This window comes from Staphylococcus sp. HMSC055A09 (genome assembly GCF_001809655.1).
GTDB classification, from domain to species: domain Bacteria; phylum Bacillota; class Bacilli; order Staphylococcales; family Staphylococcaceae; genus Staphylococcus; species Staphylococcus capitis.
The window spans coordinates 949,805-971,478 of record NZ_KV798369.1 but is presented as its reverse complement, the minus strand read 5'-3'; the positions used below and the strand labels follow the sequence as shown (position 1 = coordinate 971,478).

27 protein-coding genes and 1 riboswitch are annotated in these 21,674 nt (G+C 30.7%); of the genes, 24 read left to right on the top strand and 3 right to left on the bottom strand.

Annotation, left to right across the window (positions count from 1 at the left end):
• Nucleotide 1 precedes the first annotated feature (1 nt).
• The 23 genes from HMPREF2642_RS10080 to gcvPB all read left to right on the top strand — a co-directional run bounded on the left by HMPREF2642_RS10080 (nucleotide 2) and on the right by gcvPB (nucleotide 19,129).
• Nucleotides 2–892, top strand: coding sequence for a deoxyribonuclease IV (locus tag HMPREF2642_RS10080; RefSeq protein WP_002433664.1), 891 nt, complete (start codon nucleotides 2–4; stop codon nucleotides 890–892).
• 137 nt (nucleotides 893–1,029) lie between these two features.
• The gene (locus HMPREF2642_RS10075; protein ID WP_087671590.1) at nucleotides 1,030–1,833 is read left to right on the top strand and encodes a metal ABC transporter ATP-binding protein; all 804 of its coding nucleotides are present in this window, start codon (nucleotides 1,030–1,032) and stop codon (nucleotides 1,831–1,833) included.
• 30 nt (nucleotides 1,834–1,863) lie between these two features.
• Nucleotides 1,864–2,727, top strand: coding sequence for a metal ABC transporter permease (locus HMPREF2642_RS10070; RefSeq protein WP_002453342.1), 864 nt, complete (start codon nucleotides 1,864–1,866; stop codon nucleotides 2,725–2,727).
• On the top strand, nucleotides 2,714–3,130 hold the full coding sequence (locus HMPREF2642_RS10065) for a Fur family transcriptional regulator (protein WP_049427584.1): 417 nt from the start codon (nucleotides 2,714–2,716) through the stop codon (nucleotides 3,128–3,130). Before HMPREF2642_RS10070 ends, HMPREF2642_RS10065 begins: the two co-directional genes overlap by 14 nt.
• A 273-nt stretch (nucleotides 3,131–3,403) precedes the next feature.
• The gene (locus tag HMPREF2642_RS10060; RefSeq protein ID WP_002433778.1) at nucleotides 3,404–4,003 is read left to right on the top strand and encodes a superoxide dismutase; all 600 of its coding nucleotides are present in this window, start codon (nucleotides 3,404–3,406) and stop codon (nucleotides 4,001–4,003) included.
• A 119-nt stretch (nucleotides 4,004–4,122) separates the two neighbouring features.
• Nucleotides 4,123–6,258 (top strand): peptidoglycan D,D-transpeptidase FtsI family protein, encoded by a 2,136-nt coding sequence (locus HMPREF2642_RS10055; RefSeq protein WP_070597830.1) that lies wholly within the window; start codon nucleotides 4,123–4,125, stop codon nucleotides 6,256–6,258.
• Nucleotides 6,259–6,355: 97 nt separating this feature from the next.
• On the top strand, nucleotides 6,356–6,505 hold the full coding sequence (gene rpmG, locus HMPREF2642_RS10050) for a 50S ribosomal protein L33 (protein WP_002433802.1): 150 nt from the start codon (nucleotides 6,356–6,358) through the stop codon (nucleotides 6,503–6,505).
• A 148-nt stretch (nucleotides 6,506–6,653) separates the two neighbouring features.
• Nucleotides 6,654–7,205, top strand: coding sequence for a 5-formyltetrahydrofolate cyclo-ligase (locus HMPREF2642_RS10045; protein ID WP_030063896.1), 552 nt, complete (start codon nucleotides 6,654–6,656; stop codon nucleotides 7,203–7,205).
• Nucleotides 7,206–8,669, top strand: a complete 1,464-nt coding sequence (locus HMPREF2642_RS10040; protein ID WP_023350197.1) for a rhomboid family intramembrane serine protease — start codon at nucleotides 7,206–7,208, stop codon at nucleotides 8,667–8,669. It abuts the gene before it with no gap.
• A complete protein-coding gene (locus HMPREF2642_RS10035) occupies nucleotides 8,650–8,853 on the top strand; it encodes a YqgQ family protein (RefSeq protein WP_002433937.1) in 204 nt (67 codons plus the stop codon). The genes HMPREF2642_RS10040 and HMPREF2642_RS10035 overlap by 20 nt, the downstream gene beginning before the upstream one ends.
• Nucleotides 8,850–9,836, top strand: coding sequence for an ROK family glucokinase (locus HMPREF2642_RS10030; protein ID WP_023350198.1), 987 nt, complete (start codon nucleotides 8,850–8,852; stop codon nucleotides 9,834–9,836). The genes HMPREF2642_RS10035 and HMPREF2642_RS10030 overlap by 4 nt, the downstream gene beginning before the upstream one ends.
• Complete coding sequence (locus HMPREF2642_RS10025) at nucleotides 9,836–10,162, top strand: MTH1187 family thiamine-binding protein (protein WP_002433945.1); 327 nt, start codon at nucleotides 9,836–9,838, stop codon at nucleotides 10,160–10,162. Before HMPREF2642_RS10030 ends, HMPREF2642_RS10025 begins: the two co-directional genes overlap by 1 nt.
• A complete protein-coding gene (locus tag HMPREF2642_RS10020) occupies nucleotides 10,162–10,785 on the top strand; it encodes an MBL fold metallo-hydrolase (RefSeq protein ID WP_023350199.1) in 624 nt (207 codons plus the stop codon). The genes HMPREF2642_RS10025 and HMPREF2642_RS10020 overlap by 1 nt, the downstream gene beginning before the upstream one ends.
• A 57-nt stretch (nucleotides 10,786–10,842) precedes the next feature.
• Nucleotides 10,843–11,817 (top strand): competence type IV pilus ATPase ComGA, encoded by a 975-nt coding sequence (gene comGA, locus HMPREF2642_RS10015; protein WP_049427590.1) that lies wholly within the window; start codon nucleotides 10,843–10,845, stop codon nucleotides 11,815–11,817.
• A complete protein-coding gene (gene comGB / locus HMPREF2642_RS10010) occupies nucleotides 11,789–12,856 on the top strand; it encodes a competence type IV pilus assembly protein ComGB (RefSeq protein WP_049427592.1) in 1,068 nt (355 codons plus the stop codon). Before comGA ends, comGB begins: the two co-directional genes overlap by 29 nt.
• Nucleotides 12,857–12,874: 18 nt before the next feature.
• Nucleotides 12,875–13,186 (top strand): competence type IV pilus major pilin ComGC, encoded by a 312-nt coding sequence (gene comGC / locus HMPREF2642_RS10005; protein WP_029625707.1) that lies wholly within the window; start codon nucleotides 12,875–12,877, stop codon nucleotides 13,184–13,186.
• Nucleotides 13,164–13,613, top strand: a complete 450-nt coding sequence (gene comGD, locus HMPREF2642_RS10000) for a competence type IV pilus minor pilin ComGD (protein WP_162488576.1) — start codon at nucleotides 13,164–13,166, stop codon at nucleotides 13,611–13,613. Before comGC ends, comGD begins: the two co-directional genes overlap by 23 nt.
• Nucleotides 13,600–13,899 (top strand): hypothetical protein, encoded by a 300-nt coding sequence (locus HMPREF2642_RS09995; protein ID WP_023350203.1) that lies wholly within the window; start codon nucleotides 13,600–13,602, stop codon nucleotides 13,897–13,899. The genes comGD and HMPREF2642_RS09995 overlap by 14 nt, the downstream gene beginning before the upstream one ends.
• On the top strand, nucleotides 13,880–14,308 hold the full coding sequence (gene comGF / locus HMPREF2642_RS09990; RefSeq protein WP_231098764.1) for a competence type IV pilus minor pilin ComGF: 429 nt from the start codon (nucleotides 13,880–13,882) through the stop codon (nucleotides 14,306–14,308). The genes HMPREF2642_RS09995 and comGF overlap by 20 nt, the downstream gene beginning before the upstream one ends.
• Before the next feature lie 169 nt (nucleotides 14,309–14,477).
• Nucleotides 14,478–14,987, top strand: a complete 510-nt coding sequence (locus tag HMPREF2642_RS09985; protein ID WP_336390744.1) for a shikimate kinase — start codon at nucleotides 14,478–14,480, stop codon at nucleotides 14,985–14,987.
• Nucleotides 14,984–15,121, top strand: a riboswitch (glycine riboswitch). (Overlaps the previous gene by 4 nt.)
• 74 nt (nucleotides 15,122–15,195) lie before the next feature.
• Nucleotides 15,196–16,287, top strand: coding sequence for a glycine cleavage system aminomethyltransferase GcvT (gene gcvT, locus HMPREF2642_RS09980; RefSeq protein ID WP_037549231.1), 1,092 nt, complete (start codon nucleotides 15,196–15,198; stop codon nucleotides 16,285–16,287).
• Nucleotides 16,288–16,305: 18 nt separating this feature from the next.
• The gene (gcvPA, locus tag HMPREF2642_RS09975; RefSeq protein WP_070597829.1) at nucleotides 16,306–17,652 is read left to right on the top strand and encodes an aminomethyl-transferring glycine dehydrogenase subunit GcvPA; all 1,347 of its coding nucleotides are present in this window, start codon (nucleotides 16,306–16,308) and stop codon (nucleotides 17,650–17,652) included.
• The gene (gcvPB, locus tag HMPREF2642_RS09970) at nucleotides 17,645–19,129 is read left to right on the top strand and encodes an aminomethyl-transferring glycine dehydrogenase subunit GcvPB (protein ID WP_023350207.1); all 1,485 of its coding nucleotides are present in this window, start codon (nucleotides 17,645–17,647) and stop codon (nucleotides 19,127–19,129) included. Before gcvPA ends, gcvPB begins: the two co-directional genes overlap by 8 nt.
• A 229-nt stretch (nucleotides 19,130–19,358) precedes the next feature.
• Here the strand turns inward: gcvPB and HMPREF2642_RS09965 are convergent, their stop codons facing one another.
• Nucleotides 19,359–19,745 carry a rhodanese-like domain-containing protein gene (locus HMPREF2642_RS09965; RefSeq protein WP_002433796.1) on the bottom strand — a complete coding sequence of 129 codons (387 nt, stop codon included), beginning with the start codon at nucleotides 19,743–19,745 and terminating at the stop codon, nucleotides 19,359–19,361.
• A 160-nt stretch (nucleotides 19,746–19,905) separates the two neighbouring features.
• On the opposite strand from HMPREF2642_RS09965, the gene HMPREF2642_RS09960 reads away from it, so the two are divergent.
• The gene (locus HMPREF2642_RS09960; protein WP_002433604.1) at nucleotides 19,906–20,736 is read left to right on the top strand and encodes a lipoate--protein ligase family protein; all 831 of its coding nucleotides are present in this window, start codon (nucleotides 19,906–19,908) and stop codon (nucleotides 20,734–20,736) included.
• 55 nt (nucleotides 20,737–20,791) lie between these two features.
• Here HMPREF2642_RS09960 and HMPREF2642_RS09955 read toward each other — a convergent pair whose 3' ends face one another.
• A complete protein-coding gene (locus tag HMPREF2642_RS09955; protein ID WP_002433847.1) occupies nucleotides 20,792–21,010 on the bottom strand; it encodes an SA1362 family protein in 219 nt (72 codons plus the stop codon).
• A 13-nt stretch (nucleotides 21,011–21,023) separates the two neighbouring features.
• Entirely contained in the window at nucleotides 21,024–21,605 is a 582-nt protein-coding gene (locus HMPREF2642_RS09950; RefSeq protein ID WP_037549228.1) for a hypothetical protein, read from the bottom strand.
• Nucleotides 21,606–21,674 lie beyond the last annotated feature (69 nt).

The window sequence follows — 21,674 nt, the reverse complement described above, 5'->3', positions numbered from 1 at the left end:
CATGCTATTAGGTTCTCATGTTTCAATGAGTGGTAAGAAGATGTTACAAGGCTCTGCAGAAGAAGCCCATAAATTTGGAGAATCTACGTTTATGATATACACAGGAGCTCCACAGAATACGAGAAGAAAAAGCATCGAAGATTTAAATATAGAAAAAGGACATGAGGCCATGAAAGAATATGGTTTATCTAATATCATTGTTCATGCACCCTATATTATCAACATCGCAAATACGACTAAACCTGAAGTATTCAACTTAGGTGTCGATTTTTTACAAAACGAAATTGAACGCACGCAAGCAATCGGCGCGAAAGATATTGTTCTTCATCCTGGTTCTCATGTTGGAGCTGGTGCCGACGTAGGTATTAAAAAGATTATTGAAGGACTTAATGAAGTATTAACTCATGACAATGATGTACGAATTGCCCTTGAAACGATGGCTGGTAAGGGTTCAGAAGTAGGCCGTTCGTTCGAGGAAATCGCTCAAATTATTGATGGCGTTACACATAATGATCGTTTATCAATTTGTTTTGACACATGTCATACCCATGACGCTGGTTATAATGTCAAAGAAGACTTCGATGGTGTGTTAAATGAATTTGATAAAGTTATTGGTGTAGACCGTATTAAAGTTGTACATGTGAATGATAGTAAAAATGAAATCGGTGCACATAAAGACCGTCATGAAAATATAGGATTTGGTCATATTGGATTCGATGCGCTAAATTATGTTGTCCACCATGACGCATTTAAAGATATACCTAAAATTTTAGAAACACCATATGTAGGTGAGGATAAGAAAAATAAAAAACCACCGTATAAATTCGAAATTGAAATGTTAAAGGCACAAAAATTTGATTCAGATCTTAAGAATAAAATTTTAAATCAATAAATCGTTTTTTACCTTTTAGGTAAAAATAAATAGGGCGAGACAAAATCATCTATTAATTGGAATGATTTTTGTCTCGTTTCTTTTATTTAGTCGTAAACATTACTATTTACATAACTTTCACGAAGTTGTATAGTATTATGCGAGGTGAAAACATGACAACGCCAGTTTTCGAATTACGAAATATAAATTACTATTTTGATAATAAACATGTACTTGAAAATATTAATATTAAAATCAACAAAGGTGAGTTTCTAGCCATCGTTGGTCCTAATGGAGCGGGAAAATCCACCTTATTAAAAGTGATACTTGGACTATTACCTTTACAAAAAGGCGAGATTTTTGTTGAAGGAAAAATGTATAAAGGAAATAAAACTTCATTAAAAATTAGTTATGTTTCTCAAAAAGCAACAGCTTTTAATGCGGGGTTCCCAGCAAGTGTGAAAGAGGTTGTTCTGAGCGGACTAACAAAGACTAAAAGACTGTTTCAAAGATTTAATAAAGAAGATAATAAGAAAGTTGAACAAGTGCTAAAAAAATTAAATATTGCACATTTAATTAACAAAAACATTGCAGAGTTATCAGGTGGCCAACAACAGCGTGTTTTAATTGCTAGAGCATTAATATCTAATCCAAGTGTATTAGTTTTAGACGAACCGACAAATGGCATTGATGCCAAACATGTTAGTGAGTTTTATGCTACATTAGATACGCTAAAAAAAGAGGGTATTACTATTATTTTAGTAACGCATGATATCGGAGTTGTAGCTGATACTGCTACTGAAGTTGCTTGCTTAAACAAACATCTTCATTTCCATGGTACAACTGAAGATTTTAAATCTTTAGATGAAGTTGAAATTTCAAAAATATATGGTCATCCAATACAATTTGTTGATCATCAACACAATCGTGATTGTTGTAATGAAAATATTGAAACTGGATAAAAATATAATATTTATTGAGGAGTGTAACTTGTGATAGATGCGTTATTAAATTTTGATTTTATGAGATATTCTCTTATTAGCGGTATTTTAATTGGCTTTATCGCACCTTTAATTGGCGCTTTTATTGTTGTTAGAAGACTATCTCTTATTGCTGACGCTTTAAGCCATGTCACTTTAGGCGGTATATCCTTTGGTATGTTTTTACTTACAATATTACCTACACTTTCATTTGTTAATCCCATGTGGTTTGGAATACTTTTTGCTGTTATAGGTGCACTTTTAATTGAAAAGCTAAGAACATCTTTTTCAAATTATCAAGAAATAGCAATACCTATTATTATGAGTGCCGGCATCGCACTGAGTGCCATCTTTATTTCATTAGCAGATGGATTTAATCAAGAAATTGTCGGATTACTTTTTGGATCAATTAGCGCTGTTAATTTAAGTGATTTAAATACCATTATCATAATCGCAATTATAGTTGTATTTTTTATAATATTATTTTATAAAGAATTATTTATCTTATCTTTCGATGAAGAATATAGTAAAGTCATTGGTATTCCAAAATGGATACAATTCTTATTTATTATTATTGTTGCAATGGTTATCTCTGCTTCAATGAGAGTTGTAGGAATTCTGCTAGTTAGTGCATTGATTACTTTGCCTATAGCAATCTCAATGAGAATAACTAAAGGTTTTAAACAGCTCATAGCACTAAGTGTTGCGCTAGGTGAGTTATCCGTAATAATGGGATTAGTACTTGCATTTTATATGAACATTTCACCTGGTGGTGTTATTGTAGTATTATTAGTAATCATGCTTATAATCACGATGGCTTACCAAAAGTTAAAAGTTAAGTTTAAAAAGGGAGCAATTTCAAATGAATACAAATGATGCTATTAAAATTTTAAAAGATAATGGATTAAAATATACAGATAAACGTAAAGACATGTTAGATATATTCGTTGAAGAGGATAAGTATCTTAACGCTAAGCACATTCAACAAAAAATGGATAAAGATTATCCAGGTATATCTTTTGATACTGTATACCGTAATCTTCATCTTTTTAAAGATTTGGGTATTATAGAGAGTACTGAGTTAGAAGGTGAAATGAAGTTTAGAATAGCTTGCACAAACCACCACCATCATCATTTTATTTGTGAAAATTGTGGAGATACTAAAGTTATAGACTTTTGTCCAATTGAACAAATAAAGCAATATTTACCTAATGTGACAATTCATACCCACAAATTAGAAGTGTATGGTGTATGTGAATCATGTCAAAAAAATGCTTAAATATAGAATGAATTATGATTTAAATATCACAGCAACCTTAGAGGGGTTGCTTTTTTATTTTCAAAAACTTGATTGTTAAAACATAGGCCAATGGTCTGAAAAATTAGTTTCTAAGAATTTTCATGTTTAAATGGCTTTAAACTGAGATATACTAATGATGTAACAAAATAATTAGTAGCTATATATAATAATTACTATGTAAGCATATTCATTGTTGCTATTAAAGCTACTTGTTATGATAATTGTACAGACAATTTAGGAGGATGATTATTTATGGCTTTTGAATTACCAAAATTACCTTATGCATATGATGCATTAGAACCACACATTGATAAACAAACTATGGAAATTCACCACGACAAACACCATAACACATATGTAACTAAATTAAACTCAGCAGTTGAAGGAACAGATTTAGAAGCTAAATCAATCGAAGAAATTGTTGCTAATTTAGATAGCGTACCTTCAGATATTCAAACTGCAGTACGTAATAATGGTGGCGGTCACTTAAACCACTCATTATTCTGGGAATTATTATCACCAAATTCTGAAGAAAAAGGTGAAGTAGTAGACAAAATTAAAGAACAATGGGGTTCTTTAGATGAATTCAAAAAAGAATTTGCAGATAAAGCTGCTGCACGCTTTGGATCTGGTTGGGCATGGTTAGTAGTAAATAACGGTCAATTAGAAATCGTTACTACTCCAAACCAAGATAACCCATTAACTGAAGGTAAAACTCCAATCTTAGGTTTAGATGTTTGGGAACATGCTTATTACCTTAAATATCAAAATAAACGTCCAGATTATATTAGTGCATTCTGGAACGTTGTTAACTGGGAAAAAGTTGACGAATTATACAAAGCAGCAAAATAATTTTGCACATTTGTTAACGGTCTCATCTAGAGACCGTTATTTTTTTGTCAAAATGATAGAAAAATAATCTAATATAATATATCATTTGTATGAGACACGTTGAATAGAGGTAGGTTGTTTTGCTGAAAAGATTAAAAGAAAAATCAAATGATGAGAGAACCAGAAACACCATGAATAAGAGGATTAATTTCGTATTCGGTTTTATCGTGTTAATCTTCGCAATTTTAGTGTTAAGGTTAGGTTATTTGCAAATAGCACAAGGATCACATTATAAACAATTAATAAAGAATGATGAAAACATAACTGTTAACGAATCAGTGCCCAGGGGCCGCATATTAGATAGAAATGGCAAAGTCCTTGTAGACAATGCTTCAAAAATGGCAATTACATATACTCGAAATCGAAAAACAACTCAACAAGAAATGTTAGATACTGCTAAAAAATTATCTGAACTTATTAAAATGGATACAGATAAAATTACTGAACGAGATAAAAAAGATTTCTGGGTACAAATACATCCTGAGAAAGCAAAACGATTAATGAAGAAAGAACAGTCATTGTTAGAGAGTGGTAATATCACTCAAGAACAATATGATAATCAACAAAGAGACAAAATTGGTAAAAAACAATTAGATGAACTTAGTAAAAATGATTTACAAGTTTTAGCCATTTATCGTGAAATGAACGCAGGATCTACTTTAGATCCACAAACTATAAAAAATGAAGACGTTACAGAAAAAGAATATGCTGCTGTATCCCAGCAACTTTCAAAATTACCTGGGGTAAATACTTCAATGGATTGGGATAGAAAATATCCATATGGAGACTCACTAAGAGGAATTTTTGGTGATGTATCTACTTCAACAGAAGGTATCCCTAAAGAACTAACAGAACAGTATTTATCTAAAGGATATTCAAGAAATGATAGAGTAGGTAAATCATATTTAGAATATCAATATGAAGATGTTCTAAAAGGCACTAAAAAACAAATGAAATATACAACAGATAAATCGGGCAAAGTTATAAACTCAGAGGTCATTAATCCAGGTTCAAGAGGTCATGACTTACAATTAACTATTGATATCGATTTACAGAAGAAAGTTGAATCTTTACTTGAAAAAGAAATTTCAACATTAAGAAGCCAAGGCGCTAAAGATATGGATAATGCACTTATAGTGGTTCAAAATCCTAAGAATGGTGACATATTAGCGATGGCTGGTAAACAAATTAATAAACAAGGTAAGTTAAAAGATTTTGATATTGGTAACTTTACAGCTCAGTATGCAGTAGGCTCCTCAGTTAAAGGCGGAACATTATTAGCTGGCTACCAAAACCATGCAATTAAAGTTGGAGAAACAATGGTTGATGAACCTTTAAAATTCCAAGGAGGTCTTACTAAGCGTTCATACTTTAATAAAAATGGCAGAGTCACAATAAATGATAAAGAAGCCCTAATGCACTCTTCAAACGTATATATGTTTAAAACAGCATTAAAATTAGCTGGAGACCCTTATTTCTCAGGTATGCCACTACCTAATGATATAGCGATAGCTGGACAAAAATTGCGTAAAGGATTAAATCAAGTGGGTCTAGGTGTTAAAACAGGTGTTGATTTACCTAACGAGACTCCTGGACAAATCGAACCATTGACTAATAATCCAGGTAATTACCTAGACTTGTCTATAGGACAATATGACACATATACGCCATTACAACTATCACAATACGTATCAACGATTGCTAATAATGGTTATAGAATTCAACCACATATCGGTCTTGCAATACATGAATCTACAAATAAAGATGATTTAGGTCCATTAAAACGAAAAATTAAAGGAAACGTCTTAAATAAAGTGAACAACTCCGAAAATGAAATTAAAGAAGTACAAGATGGATTTAAAATGGCGTTTAATGAGAAAGACGGTACTGGTTACGCTAGTTTCAAAAATACTGTGGTTCCTTCGGCAGGTAAAACAGGTACAGCAGAGGTATTCCAAAACGGAGAATCTAGAGTTAACTCAACATATATTGGTTATGCCCCTATTAAAGATCCTAAATTATCATTCTCTATTGTTTATACTAACCAGCCTGTACCACCACCTTGGTTAAATGGCGGAGACCTAGGCCGAGATGTTATCAACTATTATTTCAGAGACAGAGACAAAAAAGATGATAAAGATGAATCTCACTCTGACAATAAACAACAAAACGAAAGCACTAATGAAAATAGTAACGCTGATAACAATGATAATTAGATTTGATAATAAATTATTAATAAAATCTTCTTTGCAATTACTTATGTAATTGGTATAATGATAAGGTCGTATTTAGAAAAGGTAAGGAGGAATAATCATGCGCGTAAACGTTACATTAGCTTGTACTGAATGTGGAGATAGAAACTACATCTCAACTAAAAACAAAAGAAACAACCCTGAACGTATTGAAATGAAAAAATACTGTGCACGTGATAATAAACAAACTTTACACCGTGAAACTAAATAATTAGGTTTATCTAAAGTAAACTTAATCTAACTAATCAAGAAACCTCAATTATGAGGTTTCTTTTTTTATAGCTGAGAATACATCTCAACTTAATGACATCATAATTGATTAACGTTATAATATGAGGTGAACAAAGTGGGTGAAAATGTTGAGTAAAAAACATATAAGACGAGCAACAATTGAAAAACTTAAAGGTTTTAATAAAGATAAAAAAAGTATCGCAGATCAATGGTTAGCTAATGAATTATTTAATACACAAGCTTATCAAGATGCTAAATCGATAGGTTTTGTGTTATCAATGCCACATGAGGTCGACACTTATCACTTAATAGAGTCCTCTATAATGAATGATAAGAAAGTCTACGTACCTGAGACAGATTATAAAAATAAGCGTATGTCATTCAAACGCTTATTATCTCTTAATGATATTGAAAAAGATGAAAAAGGAATCTATCATGCTGTTTCAAATACTGAACATACTAATGACATGGATTTATTAGTAGTCCCAGGTGTTGCCTTTGAAGAGAATGGCTATCGTATCGGTTACGGTGGCGGTTACTATGATAAATTTTTAACTCAATTTAAAACTCGAACTGTTAGCTTGCTATATGATTTTCAACTTACTACATTTGATAAAGAATCATTCGATCAACCCGTTGATCAACTAATTATATATAACAATAATGTAGTGGAGGAATAAATGATTATCGATAAACTTTATTGGAAAACCTTATACTACTGGATTAGATATTTAAATTATGATTTGTTAAGCAGTGAAAAGGAAAATAATGAAATTTGGCTAGTACATAAAAGAAAAAAATCTGTAGTGGTTTTTAGAAGAGATGTTACTACCTCACAAGAAATCAGATTTGATAAGTCTAAAGTTAAAGAGAATTTTAACCAATTAGAACAAACTATAGGTTTTAAACCAAAGTCATTCAATTTTTATTATTTCACTGATAAAGACTTTCTAGAAGAAAAAAATAATGAGAGTCATCCTATAAAAATTCAATTTCACATTATTAGAAATGTTAAAGATATAAAAGCAATTACCCCACATTTTGTACTTTACAAAATGCTTGTAAACAACGAGGATAAAAAGACTTATTCTCACTATAAAAGAAAAGTTTTAACCAATAATCCTCTTGATAGACACATGCAAAGATTCACACCGGCTACATATGTCTTAATTATCACAAATGTAATCATATGGTTATGTATGATTTTATATCTTAATAGATTCTCAGATGTTAAATTACTAGAAGTAGGTGGGCTTGTACATTTTAATGTTGTTCATGGAGAATGGTATAGGCTTATTTCTTCGATGTTTTTACATTTTAATTTTGAACACATATTAATGAATATGCTTTCCTTATTCATTTTTGGGAAGATTGTTGAATCAATAGTGGGTTCTTGGAGAATGTTAGTTATATATTTTGTGTCAGGATTATTTGGTAATTTTGTATCCTTATCATTTAATACCTCCACAATTTCAGTAGGAGCGAGTGGGGCAATATTTGGATTAATAGGTTCAATTTTCGCAATAATGTACTTAAGTAAGACTTTTGATAGAAAAGTTATTGGCCAATTACTTATAGCCTTACTAATTTTAATATGTTTATCACTTTTCATGTCTAATATTAATATTATGGCTCACTTAGGTGGATTTATTGGTGGCCTTTTAATTACACTTATAGGATATTACTTTAATGTAAATCGTAATTTGTTTTGGATATTATTAATTGTTTTACTATTGATATTTGTTATATTACAAATCAGAATATTTACTATTAAAGAAGACAATATTTATGACAAACTTATTAAAGATCAAATGCTAGGTGGTCACTACGGAGAAGCGAGAAACGTGGTTAACCAAACATTAAATAAAAATTATGCTGATGATGAAACCTATTATTTGAGCGGTTTAATTACAGCAACTGAAGAATCGCAATCTGAGGCTATCGCAGAATGGGAAAGAGGAATAAAAAAATATCCTAATTCTGGTATACTCAATTATGAATTAGCCATCGCAAATCGCTCATTAAGTGATGACAAAAAAGCATTGAAATATGCTAAAAAAGCTGCAAAGAGCGATCCTAGTAATACAAATTATAAAAATTTACAAAAAGAGTTGAGTGAATCAAGTGACTCGAAAGATAAATAACTTTTATGATGTTTTACAGTTACTAAAAAAATATGGTTTCATCATTTACTTTAAAGATCCAGAAGATATGTATGAAATGATGTTACAAGAGGTAAAATCTTTATATAACTTTCAACTATTATCTAAAGATGAATATCTAAAATGTATTTTGATAATTAATCAGAGAAGGAATGAACATAAATGACAAATATTATTTTAGCGGCCGATATTGGCGGAACAACTTGTAAATTGGGAATTTTTGATACTCATCTAGAACAATTACATAAATGGTCAATTCATACAGATACTAGTGATCATACAGGTGAATTATTGCTGAAAAATATTTATGATTCTTTTGTAGAGAAAGTAAAAGAATTTAACTATGATTTTACTAATGTTCAAGGAGTAGGAATTGGGGTGCCCGGACCAGTTAATTTCGAAACTGGAGTAGTGAATGGTGCAGTAAACTTGCATTGGACAGGAAACGTTAATGTTAGAGAAATATTCCAAAAATATGTAGATTGCCCAGTCTATGTTGATAATGATGCAAATGTTGCAGCGTTAGGCGAAAAGCATAAAGGTGCTGGAGAAGGTTCAGATGATGTTGTTGCTATTACATTAGGTACTGGACTAGGCGGCGGTATCATTTCAAATGGAGAAATTGTACATGGTCACAATGGATCAGGAGCTGAAATCGGCCACATGCGTGCAGATTTTGATCAACGTTTTAATTGTAATTGTGGTAAAGCTGGTTGTATAGAAACTGTAGCATCCGCAACTGGGGTAGTTAATTTAGTAAATTTCTATTATCCTAAACTTACTTTTAAATCTTCAATTTTACAATTAATAAAAGATAATAAAGTAACGGCTAAAGCTGTTTTTGATGCTGCTAAAGCTGGTGATCAATTCTGTATTTTTATCACAGAAAAAGTTGCAAATTATATTGGTTATTTATGTAGCATTATAAGTGTTACTAGTAATCCTAAATATATTGTACTAGGTGGTGGCATGTCTACAGCTGGACCAATTCTAATTGAAAATATTAAAACTGAATATCGCAATTTAACATTTACTCCAGCTCAATTTGAAACAGAAATTGTACAAGCACAACTTGGAAATGATGCTGGAATCACAGGTGCCGCAGGATTAATTAAAACATATGTACTAGATAAAGAGGGTGTTAAGTAATGGCAATTGTAGATGTCGTAGTTATTCCAGTAGGAACAGAAGGTCCTAGCGTAAGCAAATATATAGCAGAAATACAAACTAAACTTAATGAATTTAAAGAAGAAGGTAAAATTGATTACCAACTAACACCAATGAACACACTTATCGAAGGTGATCTAAAGGACCTATTCGAAGTCATTCAAGCAATACATGAATTACCTTTCAACAAAGGGTTAGACAGAGTATGTACAAATATTCGAATTGATGATCGTCGCGATAAATCAAGAAAGATGAATGATAAACTCAAATCTGTTCAAAAACATTTAAATAATAGTGGTGAACAATAATGAGAATTTCAAATTTAACTTTAGGTTTAGTGGATACAAACGCATATTTCATTGAAAATGAAGAAAGTGTTATATTAATAGATCCTTCAAGTGAAAGTGATAAAATCATTAAAAAATTAAATCAAATTAATAAGCCATTGAAAGCGATTCTATTAACTCATGCTCACTACGATCACATAGGAGCTTTAGATGACATTATTTCTAAATATGACGTTCCTGTTTATATGCATCAAGAGGAATTTGATTTTTTACAAGATCCAGAAAAAAATGGTGCATCTAAATTTAAACAATATGGTATGCCTCAAGTTATAAGCTATGCTAAACCTTCAAAATTAGAAGAAGGATCAAAAGAGATTGAGGGCTTCAAATTTGACGTATTACACACTCCAGGACATTCTCCAGGTAGTTTAACTTACGTTTTTGATGAATTTGCTGTAGTGGGTGACACTTTATTTAATAATGGCATTGGTAGAACTGATCTTTATAGAGGGGACTACGAAACATTAGTTGATTCTATTAAAGATAAGATATTTGAACTTGAAGGCGATTTACCGTTATTCCCTGGTCACGGTCCATATACTACTGTTGATGATGAACAATTAAACCCTTTTTTAAATGGTTAATTAAATAAAGTAATTATTTCACCTCCTACGTTGATATATGTAGGAGGTGATTTTTTTATGAAAATGTTATTCCAAGAGATAGTTAATTATGCTATAAAGCACGCTGCAAGTGATATACATTTTATTCCTACTGAGCACCATACTTTAATTAAACTAAGAATCAACGATCAACTTATTAATTACGATACACTGGCACATGCTATTTACAAAAAGTTACTTGTTTATATGAAGTTCAAATCAGGCTTAGATGTTTCGACCCAACAGCTAGCCCAAAGTGGAAGATATACTTATAAATTGCAAAATATGTATTACTTAAGAATCTCTACACTGCCTTTATCTTTAGGTAATGAAAGTTGCGTTATAAGAATCGTACCTCAATATTTCCAACAAAGACGTGACTCATATGAATTTAAAGATTTTAAGCACTTAATGAATAAAAAACAAGGATTATTACTTTTTAGTGGTCCAACTGGCTCTGGGAAAAGCACTTTAATGTATCAAATGGTAATGCATGCCCATCAAAATTTAAATTTAAATGTTATTTCAATTGAAGATCCTGTTGAGCAATTATTAGATGGGATAACTCAAATTTCAGTTAATGAAAAGGCCGGAATAAATTATACTAACTCTATTAAAGCCATACTTAGATGTGACCCTGATGTCATTTTGATTGGAGAAATTCGTGATGCTTATATTGCTAAATGTGTTATACAAGCAAGTCTAAGTGGTCATTTAGTGCTTACAACTTTACATGCCAATGATTGTAAAGGGGCTTTACTTCGTCTACTAGAAATGGGTGTAACAGTGCAAGAATTATGTCAATCTATAAATTTAATATCTAATCAAAGACTTATCACCACACAAACTAATACGCGTGAATTAGTTTGTGAAGTAATGAACCAAAATCAAGTAGAATACTTTTTTGAGCACAATCATGAACTACCAAATAGCTTCACTAAGCTGGCTACACATCTAACTAATCTATCTAAGGAAGGGGTAATTTGTGAAGAGGTTGTTAATAAGTATACTTAAACCTAACAGAAAAAAGAATCTTACCGAAGCTCAATCCATTGAACTACTTCAACGACTAAAACATTTATTTGAACATGGATTCACATTGTATGAGAGCTTTCAATTTCTAAATTTACACTTTATTTATAGAGATAAAAACATAAGTAAAATAATAATAGAATCTATTCAAGCAGGTGGAACATGTTATGAAGTATTGAAGATGATTGGTTACCCCGAAATTATACTTACTCAAGTAAAATTTGCAGAACAGTATGGAAATTTAGAAGTTGCAATGGCAGACGCCATTGAATATATGAGAAGAAACTTGAAGGCTAAAAAGGCATTTCTAAAAACTATTCAATATCCAATAGCGCTGATAAGTATATTTCTAATCATGCTAATCGTGTTAAATATGACTGTGATACCTCAATTTCAACAATTATACGCGACTATGAATGTTCAACTATCTACTTTACAAAATATACTTACCGTTTTCGTTACAAAGTTGCCTGCTTTTGTATTATTGCTTACATTTTGTTCAATTGTGATATATATAATTATTTATAAACTCCTAAACAAAATTCCCATAAATAAAAAAATAAAATATATAGTTAAAATCCCCTTTGTCAATTCTTACTATAAAATATTCAGAACTTATCAAATATCTAATGAACTCTCTCTTTTTTATAAAAATGGTATAAGCCTTCAACATATTGTTCATATATATAGAAATGAGCAAAACAATGAATTTTTTAAATATTTAGGTGACTACTTATTAGAAAGTATTGATAAAGGGATGTCACTACCGTCTATATTAAATAGCTTAAAATGCTTTCAACCTGATCTAATCAAATTTATTGAGCAAGGGGAAAAAAGCGGAAAACTAGATATTGAATTAAAGTTATATAGCCAAATGTTACTACATCATTTTGAAGATAAAGTTCTCAAGCAAACTAAATTTATTCAACCAGTCATTTTCTTTATATTAGGTCTATTTATAGTTTCTTTATATCTTGTAATCATGTTACCTATGTTTGAACTAATGCAAACCATCAAATAGGGAGGACTCTTAATGAAAATATTAAAAAAACTAAAAAAATCTAAAGCTTTCACTTTAATTGAAATGTTACTTGTTTTATTAATTATTAGTTTATTACTTATTTTAATTATACCTAATATTGCCAAACAAACAGCACATATCCAATCTACTGGTTGTGATGCTCAAGTAAAAATGGTAAATAGTCAAATTGAAGCATATACATTAAAGCATAATCGTAACCCTAATAATATTGAAGAATTAATTGCTGAAGGTTTTATAAAAGAAGGACAGAAAAATTGTAAATCCGGACAAACTATTAGTATTTCAAATGGTGAGGCTGTTGCGAACTAAACAATATAGTGCATTCACTCTAATTGAAATGATGTTGGTCTTATTTACCATTAGCGTTTTATTAATGACAACTTTATGGTCAAGAAGTTTTATGAACGTACAAATGATTAATGAAGAACATGAAATTAAACAATTCATTACTAGACTTAATTACTTTAAATCTAAAGCAATTGCCTCTCAAAGATCGATAGCCTTAGTTTTTACAAATAATTCAAATGTTATCCAAGTTGTAGAAGAAAAAGGGAGCAAATATAAATTTAAAGTCCCTCACGGGAAAATCACTAATATTGCTAGAATTAATACGTTGAATTTCAATAGAGAAGGAAATATTAACCGTTTTGGTTCTCTAACAATTGCAATGAATAAAGCTACCTATAAAATTATTTTACATATTGAAAAAGGACGTATTAGATATGTCAAAATTTAAACTAAGAGCTTCATTATTACTCGATAGTTTATTAGGTTTACTAATCATCGGATTAATCACACTTATTTTGATACCAACACTCTCCACAATGAATAATAACTATAATAATAACTTAAAAACCATAGAAATTAAAAAGTCTATTATTACCAGCTTGTATAAATATAGTAAGGAACAACTTAAACAAGGAGTTGTAATGGATCAATATGAAATACAACTATATCAAAAGAAAATATGTGGAAAAGATAGAGACTTTAACATTAAAACATGTGTTTCATTTGAAAATTAAAGCCTTTACTTTCGTTGAAATACTCTTCGCATTATCAGTAACCTTATTATGTCTTTCTTTAACACCTAATATTATTAATCTCACTTCTTACTACCTACATTTAGCTAAAAATAATGATGATTTAGACTTTGAATTTTTTTGTAGAGATATTCTTAAAGATGTACAAACTTCCAAGTATTCGCCAAGTAAAGATAATGATTCAACAATCAAAATTAGAAAAAAGGATGAGGAAATTAGATATATCTATAATAATAAAAAAATATATAAAAATATCAATCAGAGAGGTAACATCACTCTATTAAACAATGTAGTTTCTTTCAAAATAATAAATACGAACAATAATATTTTAAAAATAAAAATAAAGCAAGGAGATACGAACTATTATAAAGAGAAAAACCTCTATTTATAGCCAAAAAGCGTTCATTAGTTTATATTTAGTAGTAATTTTTTCATTTTATTTATCAATTATATCTTTTTATATTACTCAATATGGTTTAAAATTAAAGACAATACATAACTTAGATATTTACTATAATAATGTTATTGTTAAAACATTAAAAAAGAGGTAGATTAGATTGATTAAAAGTAAAGCACCTATTATATTTGTTGGCTTCATGGGTACTGGTAAAACAACGATTGGACGATATCTTTCTGATTTACAAAATTTAAGTTATGTAGACTTAGATGAATATATCGAGAGAAATGAAAACAAATCAATTCCCGATATATTTCAGGAACATGGAGAACAAAAATTCCGTGATTTAGAATTTAAGTATTTAAAAGAGTGTTTGAATACATTCGAAATTATATCTACTGGTGGAGGAATAATCGAAAATAAAGATTCTTTGAAACTACTTAAAAATGAAAAGAGTGTTATATGGCTTGATTGTGATATCAATGTTATTTATCGACGTATAGTTAGTGATCCTCATAGACCCAATGCTAAAGATAAATCTCTAGAACAATTAAATACCTTGTATTGTTCAAGGGTTTCAAGATATAATGAAACCGCATTCATGAAGGTGAATAGCGCACTCACTGTTTCTGAAATATATGAAAAGATTTTACAAAATTTATTTTGCGATTGATCAGTATTAGAGAGAATAAAGCTAAAACATATCTACATAATAATTAATTTAAGAATATTGTAAATATTTAGCTTTATCGCCGAAGGTGCAAGTTATTTAACGAAACTCTCAGGCAAAAGGATAATACTGTAACGCGTTCCTGGATGAATTATTTTAACAGGGTAGCTCTATGCTATCCTGTTTTTTATTAAAAATAGGAGGTTTTCTAATGACAACTGAACTTAAAAAGACACCTTTATATCAAAACTACGTTGATAATGGTGCGAAAATAGTTGAATTCGGTGGATGGGCTATGCCTGTTCAATTCACTAGTATTAAAGAAGAACATAACGCTGTGAGATATGAAATTGGTCTTTTTGATGTAAGCCACATGGGAGAGATAGAAATTACTGGTAATGAAGCATTTAACTTTGTTCAGTATATTTTATCAAATGATGCTAACAATCTTACAGATACTAAAGCGATGTATACAGCTTTATGTAATGAAGAAGGTGGTATTATAGATGACTTAGTTACATACAAGTTAGCAGAAAACCACTTTTTATTAATAGTAAATGCGGCAAATACTGATAAAGATTTTAATTGGATTTCTAAGCAAAGTAGCAATTTTGATGTTAATGTGAATAATTCTTCAAATATATATGGTCAACTTGCTATTCAAGGACCAAAAGCTAGACATCTTGTGAATGAACATACTGATGTGGATGTTAGTGACATGAGTATGTTTGAATTTAAACAAGATGTGAAGTTTTTTGATAAAAATATCATTCTTTCACAATCAGGCTATACAGGGGAAGATGGTTTCGAAATCTATTGTAAATCTGAAGACACAGTAGACATTTGGAATCAATTATTAGAATATGACGTTGTTCCTTGTGGTTTAGGTGCTCGTGATACTTTACGCCTTGAGGCAGGTTTACCTCTACATGGTCAAGATTTAACAGAATCTATTACTCCTTATGAAGGAGGTATTGCTTTTGCTGCTAAACCTCTTATTGAAGAAGAATTTATTGGCAAATCTGTTCTTAAAGATCAAAAAGAAAATGGTTCCACTAAAAGAACTGTTGGATTAGAGATAATAGGTAAAGGTATTGCTAGAACAGGTTACGAAGTATTTGATTTAGAAGGTAACCACATTGGAGAGGTAACATCCGGAACTCAATCTCCCTCTTCAGGTAAATCTATCGCACTAGCTATTATAAATAGAGATGCATTCGAAATGGGTAAAGAAGTGCTTATACAAGTTCGTAAGCGCCAAGTTAAAGCAAAAATTGTTAAGAAAAATCAAATTACTAAATAATACGGAGGGGTGTAAATAGTGAGTCATCGTTATATACCTTTAACAGATCAAGATAAACAAGAAATGCTAGATACTATTGGAGCAAAATCAATTTCAGAATTATTTGGTGATGTCCCAGCCGATATTTTATTAGATCGAAATTTAAATATTGCTAAGGGAGAGGCAGAAACTAGTTTAGTAAGAAGACTTAATCTTCTTGCCAATAGAAATATCACAAAAGAAACTCACGCTTCATTTTTAGGTGCTGGTGTATATGATCATTATGCTCCTGCAGTTGTAGATGCCATGATTTCTAGATCAGAATTTTATACTGCGTACACACCTTATCAACCTGAGATTTCTCAAGGTGAGTTACAAGCAATTTTTGAATTTCAAACTTTAATCTGTGAACTATCAGATATGGATGTTGCAAATTCATCTATGTATGATGGTATGACTAGTTTTGCTGAAGCTTGTATTTTAGCTTTCAGTCAGACTAAAAAGAATAAAGTTGTTGTTTCAAAAGGTTTACACTATCAAGCTTTACAAGTTTTACATACTTACGCTAAAACACGTAAAGAGTTTGAAGTAGTTGAAATCGATTTAAATGGAACAATAACTGATTTACAAAAATTAGAACAAGCAATTGATGATGATACTGCCGCAGTTGCAGTACAATATCCAAATTTTTATGGTTCAATTGAAGATCTTGAAAAAATAAATAGTTTTATTGCAGATAAAAAAGCATTATTTATAGTATATGCTAACCCTCTAGCTTTAGGTCTTTTAACACCACCAGGTACTTTTGGAGCGGATATAGTTGTTGGAGATACTCAACCGTTCGGTATACCAACACAATTTGGTGGACCTCATTGCGGCTATTTTGCTACAACTAAAAAGTTAATGCGTAAAGTACCTGGACGTTTAGTAGGTCAAACTCAGGATGATGAAGGCAATCGTGGATTTGTACTAACTTTACAAGCTAGAGAGCAGCATATTAGAAGAGATAAAGCGACTTCAAATATATGTTCTAACCAAGCACTTAATGCACTTGCATCTTCAATTGCTATGTCAGCTCTTGGTAAACAAGGTATATATGATATTGCTGTTCAAAATTTAAAACATGCTAATTATGCTAAACAACTATTTAAACATAAAGGCTTTGAGGTATTAGATGGTAATTCATTTAATGAATTTGTAGTTAAATTTGATGAACCTATTAAAGAAGTAAATTTAAAATTAGCTGACCAAGGTATTATTGGTGGTTTTGATTTAAGTGAAGTTTCTGATGACTTCAACAATCATATGCTAGTTGCCGTAACTGAATTAAGAACTAAAGAAGAAATTGATAATTTTGTTCAGAAAGCTGGTGAATTAAATGGTTAGTAAATCAAGTCCATTAATCTTTGAAAGATCCAAAAAAGGTAGATATGCGTATTCTTTACCTCAAAGTGATATTGAGGACATTACAATTTCCTCTGTATTAGATGACAAATATATTCGTAAAGATAAAGCCGAGTTTCCTGAGGTAGCTGAACTAGATTTAGTTCGACATTACACAGAACTCTCCAATAAAAATTTTGGTGTAGACACTGGTTTTTATCCATTGGGATCATGCACGATGAAATATAATCCTAAAGTTAATGAAAAAGTTGCTAGAATACCTGGATTTAGTGAATCTCATCCATTGCAAGAGGAAGAACACATTCAAGGTTCACTTGAAATTATTTATAGTTTGCAAGAAGAGCTAAAAGAAATTACAGGTATGGATGAAGTAACACTTCAACCAGCAGCAGGCGCGCACGGTGAATGGACAGCTCTCATGATTTTCAAAGCTTATCATGAGAATAATGGACAAGGACATAGAGATGAGGTTATTGTACCTGATTCTGCTCACGGTACAAACCCTGCTTCAGCCTCATTTGCCGGATTTAAATCAGTCACTGTTAAATCTAATGAGCGCGGAGAAGTAGATATTGATGATTTAAGAAGAGTTGTAAATGAGAATACAGCTGCTATCATGCTAACTAATCCAAATACATTAGGTATATTTGAGAAGAATATTATGGAAATTAGAGAAATCGTTCATGAAGCTGGTGGTCTACTTTATTACGATGGCGCAAATTTAAACGCAATAATGGATAAAGTTAGACCTGGAGACATGGGCTTTGATGCAGTTCATCTGAACTTACACAAAACGTTTACTGGACCTCATGGTGGCGGTGGCCCTGGTTCAGGACCAGTAGGTGTGGTAAAAGAGTTATCTAGCTACTTACCTAAGCCGATGGTCATTAAAGATGGCGAGTTCTATAAGTATGATAATAACATTGAAAACTCAATTGGAAGAGTTAAACCATTCTATGGTAACTTTGGTATTTATTTAAGAGCCTATACGTATATTAGAACTATGGGTGCTGAAGGACTTAAAGAAGTTTCAGAGGCTGCTGTGCTGAATGCTAATTATATTAAAGCACGTCTAAAAGACCATTTCGAAATCCCATATGACCAATATTGTAAACATGAGTTTGTTTTGAGCGGAACGAAACAAAAACAATTTGGCGTCCGTACATTAGATATGGCAAAAAGACTTTTAGATTTTGGAGTTCATCCTCCGACTATTTATTTCCCACTTAATGTTGAAGAGGGAATGATGATCGAACCTACAGAAACTGAATCTAAAGAAACATTAGATCATTTTGTAGATTCACTAATACAAATTTCTAATGAAGCGAAAGATAATCCTGATGTAGTGCTTGAAGCACCGCACACAACCATTATAGATAGATTAGACGAAACAACTGCAGCACGTAAGCCAATTCTTAAATTCGAAGATTTAAAACAAGAAAAAACAATTGAACATTAATATTGAAAATTAATTATACTTAAAATAGTAAAGCTCAATGATGTTTAAGCTATAATACATCATTGAGCTTTTTTCTCTTATTAAGCTAAATAACTTATTTTTCAAAAGATTATCTTTAAAGCCTAAATATTATTTTTTACTGCAATAATAAATACCCTTAAAAAGTTATAATTCAAATTACAACATTTCAAGGGTGAAAGTTACTAGGCGAAACGATATGGTCGTAAAATTATTTCTTAGATTTAATTTTACCTGTCCATTTTTTGTATCCGCCTTTAAGCATGTATAAATCTTTATAGCCATTTTTTCTTAATATACGAGCAGCACGATAACTCGCTATTCCATTAGCATCACACAAATAAATTGGTTGGTCTTTTCTTAAACCTTGGTAACGTTGTTTAAAAGTTGTGATTGGAATGTTACGCGCACCATTAATATGACCATAATCATAATCCACTTTTTCTCTAACATCTATAACTTGAGCTTTTCTCAAGCCTTTGTGGAATTCATTTTGGTCTAATTCTTTAACAGCTCGTTTATTAAGAATTTGTTGGATGACCATATACGCAATGATAATCACGATGATTCCAATTGCAATGTACAAAGAGATACCCATCTTGCATCCTCCCTAATTAACCGATATTATAATTATAAGACTGTTAGGACAATTTATCAAAATATTTTTTCGGGTTAGTTTATGTTTAAATCATATAAACTAGATATATACAAATATACTTAATAGTTAAGTCTTTAAACATTTTGTTAGGGGTTTTTTTATGACTGAAACTTGGAACTTTATTAATACAGGAAGTCAAGATCCATATTATAATATGGCTATGGATGAAGCATTACTTAATTTTGTTTCTAGAGGAGAGATTGATCCTGTTATAAGATTTTATACGTGGAATCCTGCGACACTTTCCATTGGATATTTTCAAAGATTACAAAAAGAAATAGATATTGAAAAGGTTAATGAAAAAGGATTCGGTTTAGTTCGACGTCAAACAGGGGGGAGAGGCGTCTTACATGATAAAGAATTAACTTATAGCGTGATAGTTCCTGAGTCCCATCCAAATATGCCTTCAACAATTACAGAAGCCTATAGAGTGATTTCTCAAGGTTTATTAGAAGGGTTTAAAAATTTAGGGTTTGAGACATACTTTGCCGTTCCTCGTTCAAAGGAAGAGCGAGAAAAGTTAAAACAACCTAGAAGTTCAGTATGTTTTGATGCTCCGAGTTGGTATGAATTAGTCGTTGAAGGTAGAAAGATAGCAGGAAGTGCTCAAACAAGACAAAAAGGCGTCATTTTACAACATGGTTCAATTTTACAAGATATTGATATTGATGAACTATTTGATATGTTTATTTTCAAAAATGATAGACTTAAAGCTAAAATGAAGGAAGCTTTCGTTGAAAAAGCAGTGGCAATTAATGACATTTCTGACACTCATATTACTTTAAGTGAAATGGAAAAAGCCTTTGAAGAAGGGTTCAAGACTGGATTAAATATTGAGTTCAAACCTTTAGAATTATCAGAACAACAGCTTGCTGAGGTAAAAGAACTTGAAGAAAAATATCGTTCTGACGATTGGATGTTTCGTAAATAATATAAAAATAGCATTGAAGTATGCGAATTAAACTTGACTTCAATGCTATTTTTGTTTAATGCTTTCTATTTTTTCGTTTGTACTTTCGAGCAGCTCTCTTATACTTCCTTTGATCTTCAGTTAAGAAAAAGAAATAATAAATGAGATAAATGATTAAAGCTACTACTGCAAAACTTATTAAAGTCTTAATTATTGAAAAAAGAAATTCATCTAAATTCATTATTAATCCAAAAGCAGCAATAGCCAATATAATATAAAAGATGATATAACGCATCTAAAAACTCCTATTAACTACTAATATTTGAACTTACGGTAGTAAGTTTTTGTTGACCTTTTTTAATTTGTTTAGCGTCTTTTGATTGATAGCCGTTTCTAATTTTATTCATCGCACCTGATAAATCTTTATCAAATTTGCTAATCTCTTTTCTTTTCTGTTTATCTTCTTCAGAATTAGAATCATTGTCAACCGAACTTTTATAAGTTGAAAAAGCTTCATTAATTTTATTCGTAATTTTATCTAACTTATCTTGAATATCTTTTTTACCTTTGTTCTTTGTAACATCTGCCTCTATATTCTTATAATCTCCTATAGCCTCAGCTACTTTATCATAATAATTGGACGATGCTTTTAAATTTTTGATTTTCAATTTGTTAGAGGATGTCTTTTTACTATTTTCTTTATCTTGTTTTAATCCAGCAATTTTTGATTTTTGGTTACTTATATCTTGATTAAGTTGCTGTATATCTAACTTAAGTTGGTGATTATCATCTCGTAATTTAGTAGTCTTATCCTCTAATGGAGCCAAGTTTTGACTTCCACAACCTGCTAACAAACAAGATGCTCCTAGCACTAATATAAATTTTTTCATTGTATTCTCCCTAAACCAAAAACTATTATAATCGTTATTAATTATGCTATCATTTTAATGTATAAAATA

What these genes read in the sequence shown, in the direction of transcription:
- HMPREF2642_RS10080 (WP_002433664.1), top strand. Translation starts at nt 2, where the DNA reads ATGCTATTAGGTTCTCATGTTTCAATGAGTGGTAAGAAGATGTTACAA.
- HMPREF2642_RS10075 (WP_087671590.1), top strand. Translation starts at nt 1,030, where the DNA reads ATGCGAGGTGAAAACATGACAACGCCAGTTTTCGAATTACGAAATATA.
- HMPREF2642_RS10065 (WP_049427584.1), top strand. Translation starts at nt 2,714, where the DNA reads ATGAATACAAATGATGCTATTAAAATTTTAAAAGATAATGGATTAAAA.
- HMPREF2642_RS10060 (WP_002433778.1), top strand. Translation starts at nt 3,404, where the DNA reads ATGGCTTTTGAATTACCAAAATTACCTTATGCATATGATGCATTAGAA.
- rpmG (WP_002433802.1), top strand. Translation starts at nt 6,356, where the DNA reads ATGCGCGTAAACGTTACATTAGCTTGTACTGAATGTGGAGATAGAAAC.
- HMPREF2642_RS10040 (WP_023350197.1), top strand. Translation starts at nt 7,206, where the DNA reads ATGATTATCGATAAACTTTATTGGAAAACCTTATACTACTGGATTAGA.
- HMPREF2642_RS10030 (WP_023350198.1), top strand. Translation starts at nt 8,850, where the DNA reads ATGACAAATATTATTTTAGCGGCCGATATTGGCGGAACAACTTGTAAA.
- HMPREF2642_RS10025 (WP_002433945.1), top strand. Translation starts at nt 9,836, where the DNA reads ATGGCAATTGTAGATGTCGTAGTTATTCCAGTAGGAACAGAAGGTCCT.
- HMPREF2642_RS10020 (WP_023350199.1), top strand. Translation starts at nt 10,162, where the DNA reads ATGAGAATTTCAAATTTAACTTTAGGTTTAGTGGATACAAACGCATAT.
- comGA (WP_049427590.1), top strand. Translation starts at nt 10,843, where the DNA reads ATGAAAATGTTATTCCAAGAGATAGTTAATTATGCTATAAAGCACGCT.
- comGD (WP_162488576.1), top strand. Translation starts at nt 13,164, where the DNA reads ATGGTGAGGCTGTTGCGAACTAAACAATATAGTGCATTCACTCTAATT.
- HMPREF2642_RS09995 (WP_023350203.1), top strand. Translation starts at nt 13,600, where the DNA reads ATGTCAAAATTTAAACTAAGAGCTTCATTATTACTCGATAGTTTATTA.
- gcvT (WP_037549231.1), top strand. Translation starts at nt 15,196, where the DNA reads ATGACAACTGAACTTAAAAAGACACCTTTATATCAAAACTACGTTGAT.
- gcvPB (WP_023350207.1), top strand. Translation starts at nt 17,645, where the DNA reads ATGGTTAGTAAATCAAGTCCATTAATCTTTGAAAGATCCAAAAAAGGT.
- HMPREF2642_RS09965 (WP_002433796.1), bottom strand. Translation starts at nt 19,745, where the DNA reads ATGGGTATCTCTTTGTACATTGCAATTGGAATCATCGTGATTATCATT.
- HMPREF2642_RS09960 (WP_002433604.1), top strand. Translation starts at nt 19,906, where the DNA reads ATGACTGAAACTTGGAACTTTATTAATACAGGAAGTCAAGATCCATAT.
- HMPREF2642_RS09955 (WP_002433847.1), bottom strand. Translation starts at nt 21,010, where the DNA reads ATGCGTTATATCATCTTTTATATTATATTGGCTATTGCTGCTTTTGGA.
- HMPREF2642_RS09950 (WP_037549228.1), bottom strand. Translation starts at nt 21,605, where the DNA reads ATGAAAAAATTTATATTAGTGCTAGGAGCATCTTGTTTGTTAGCAGGT.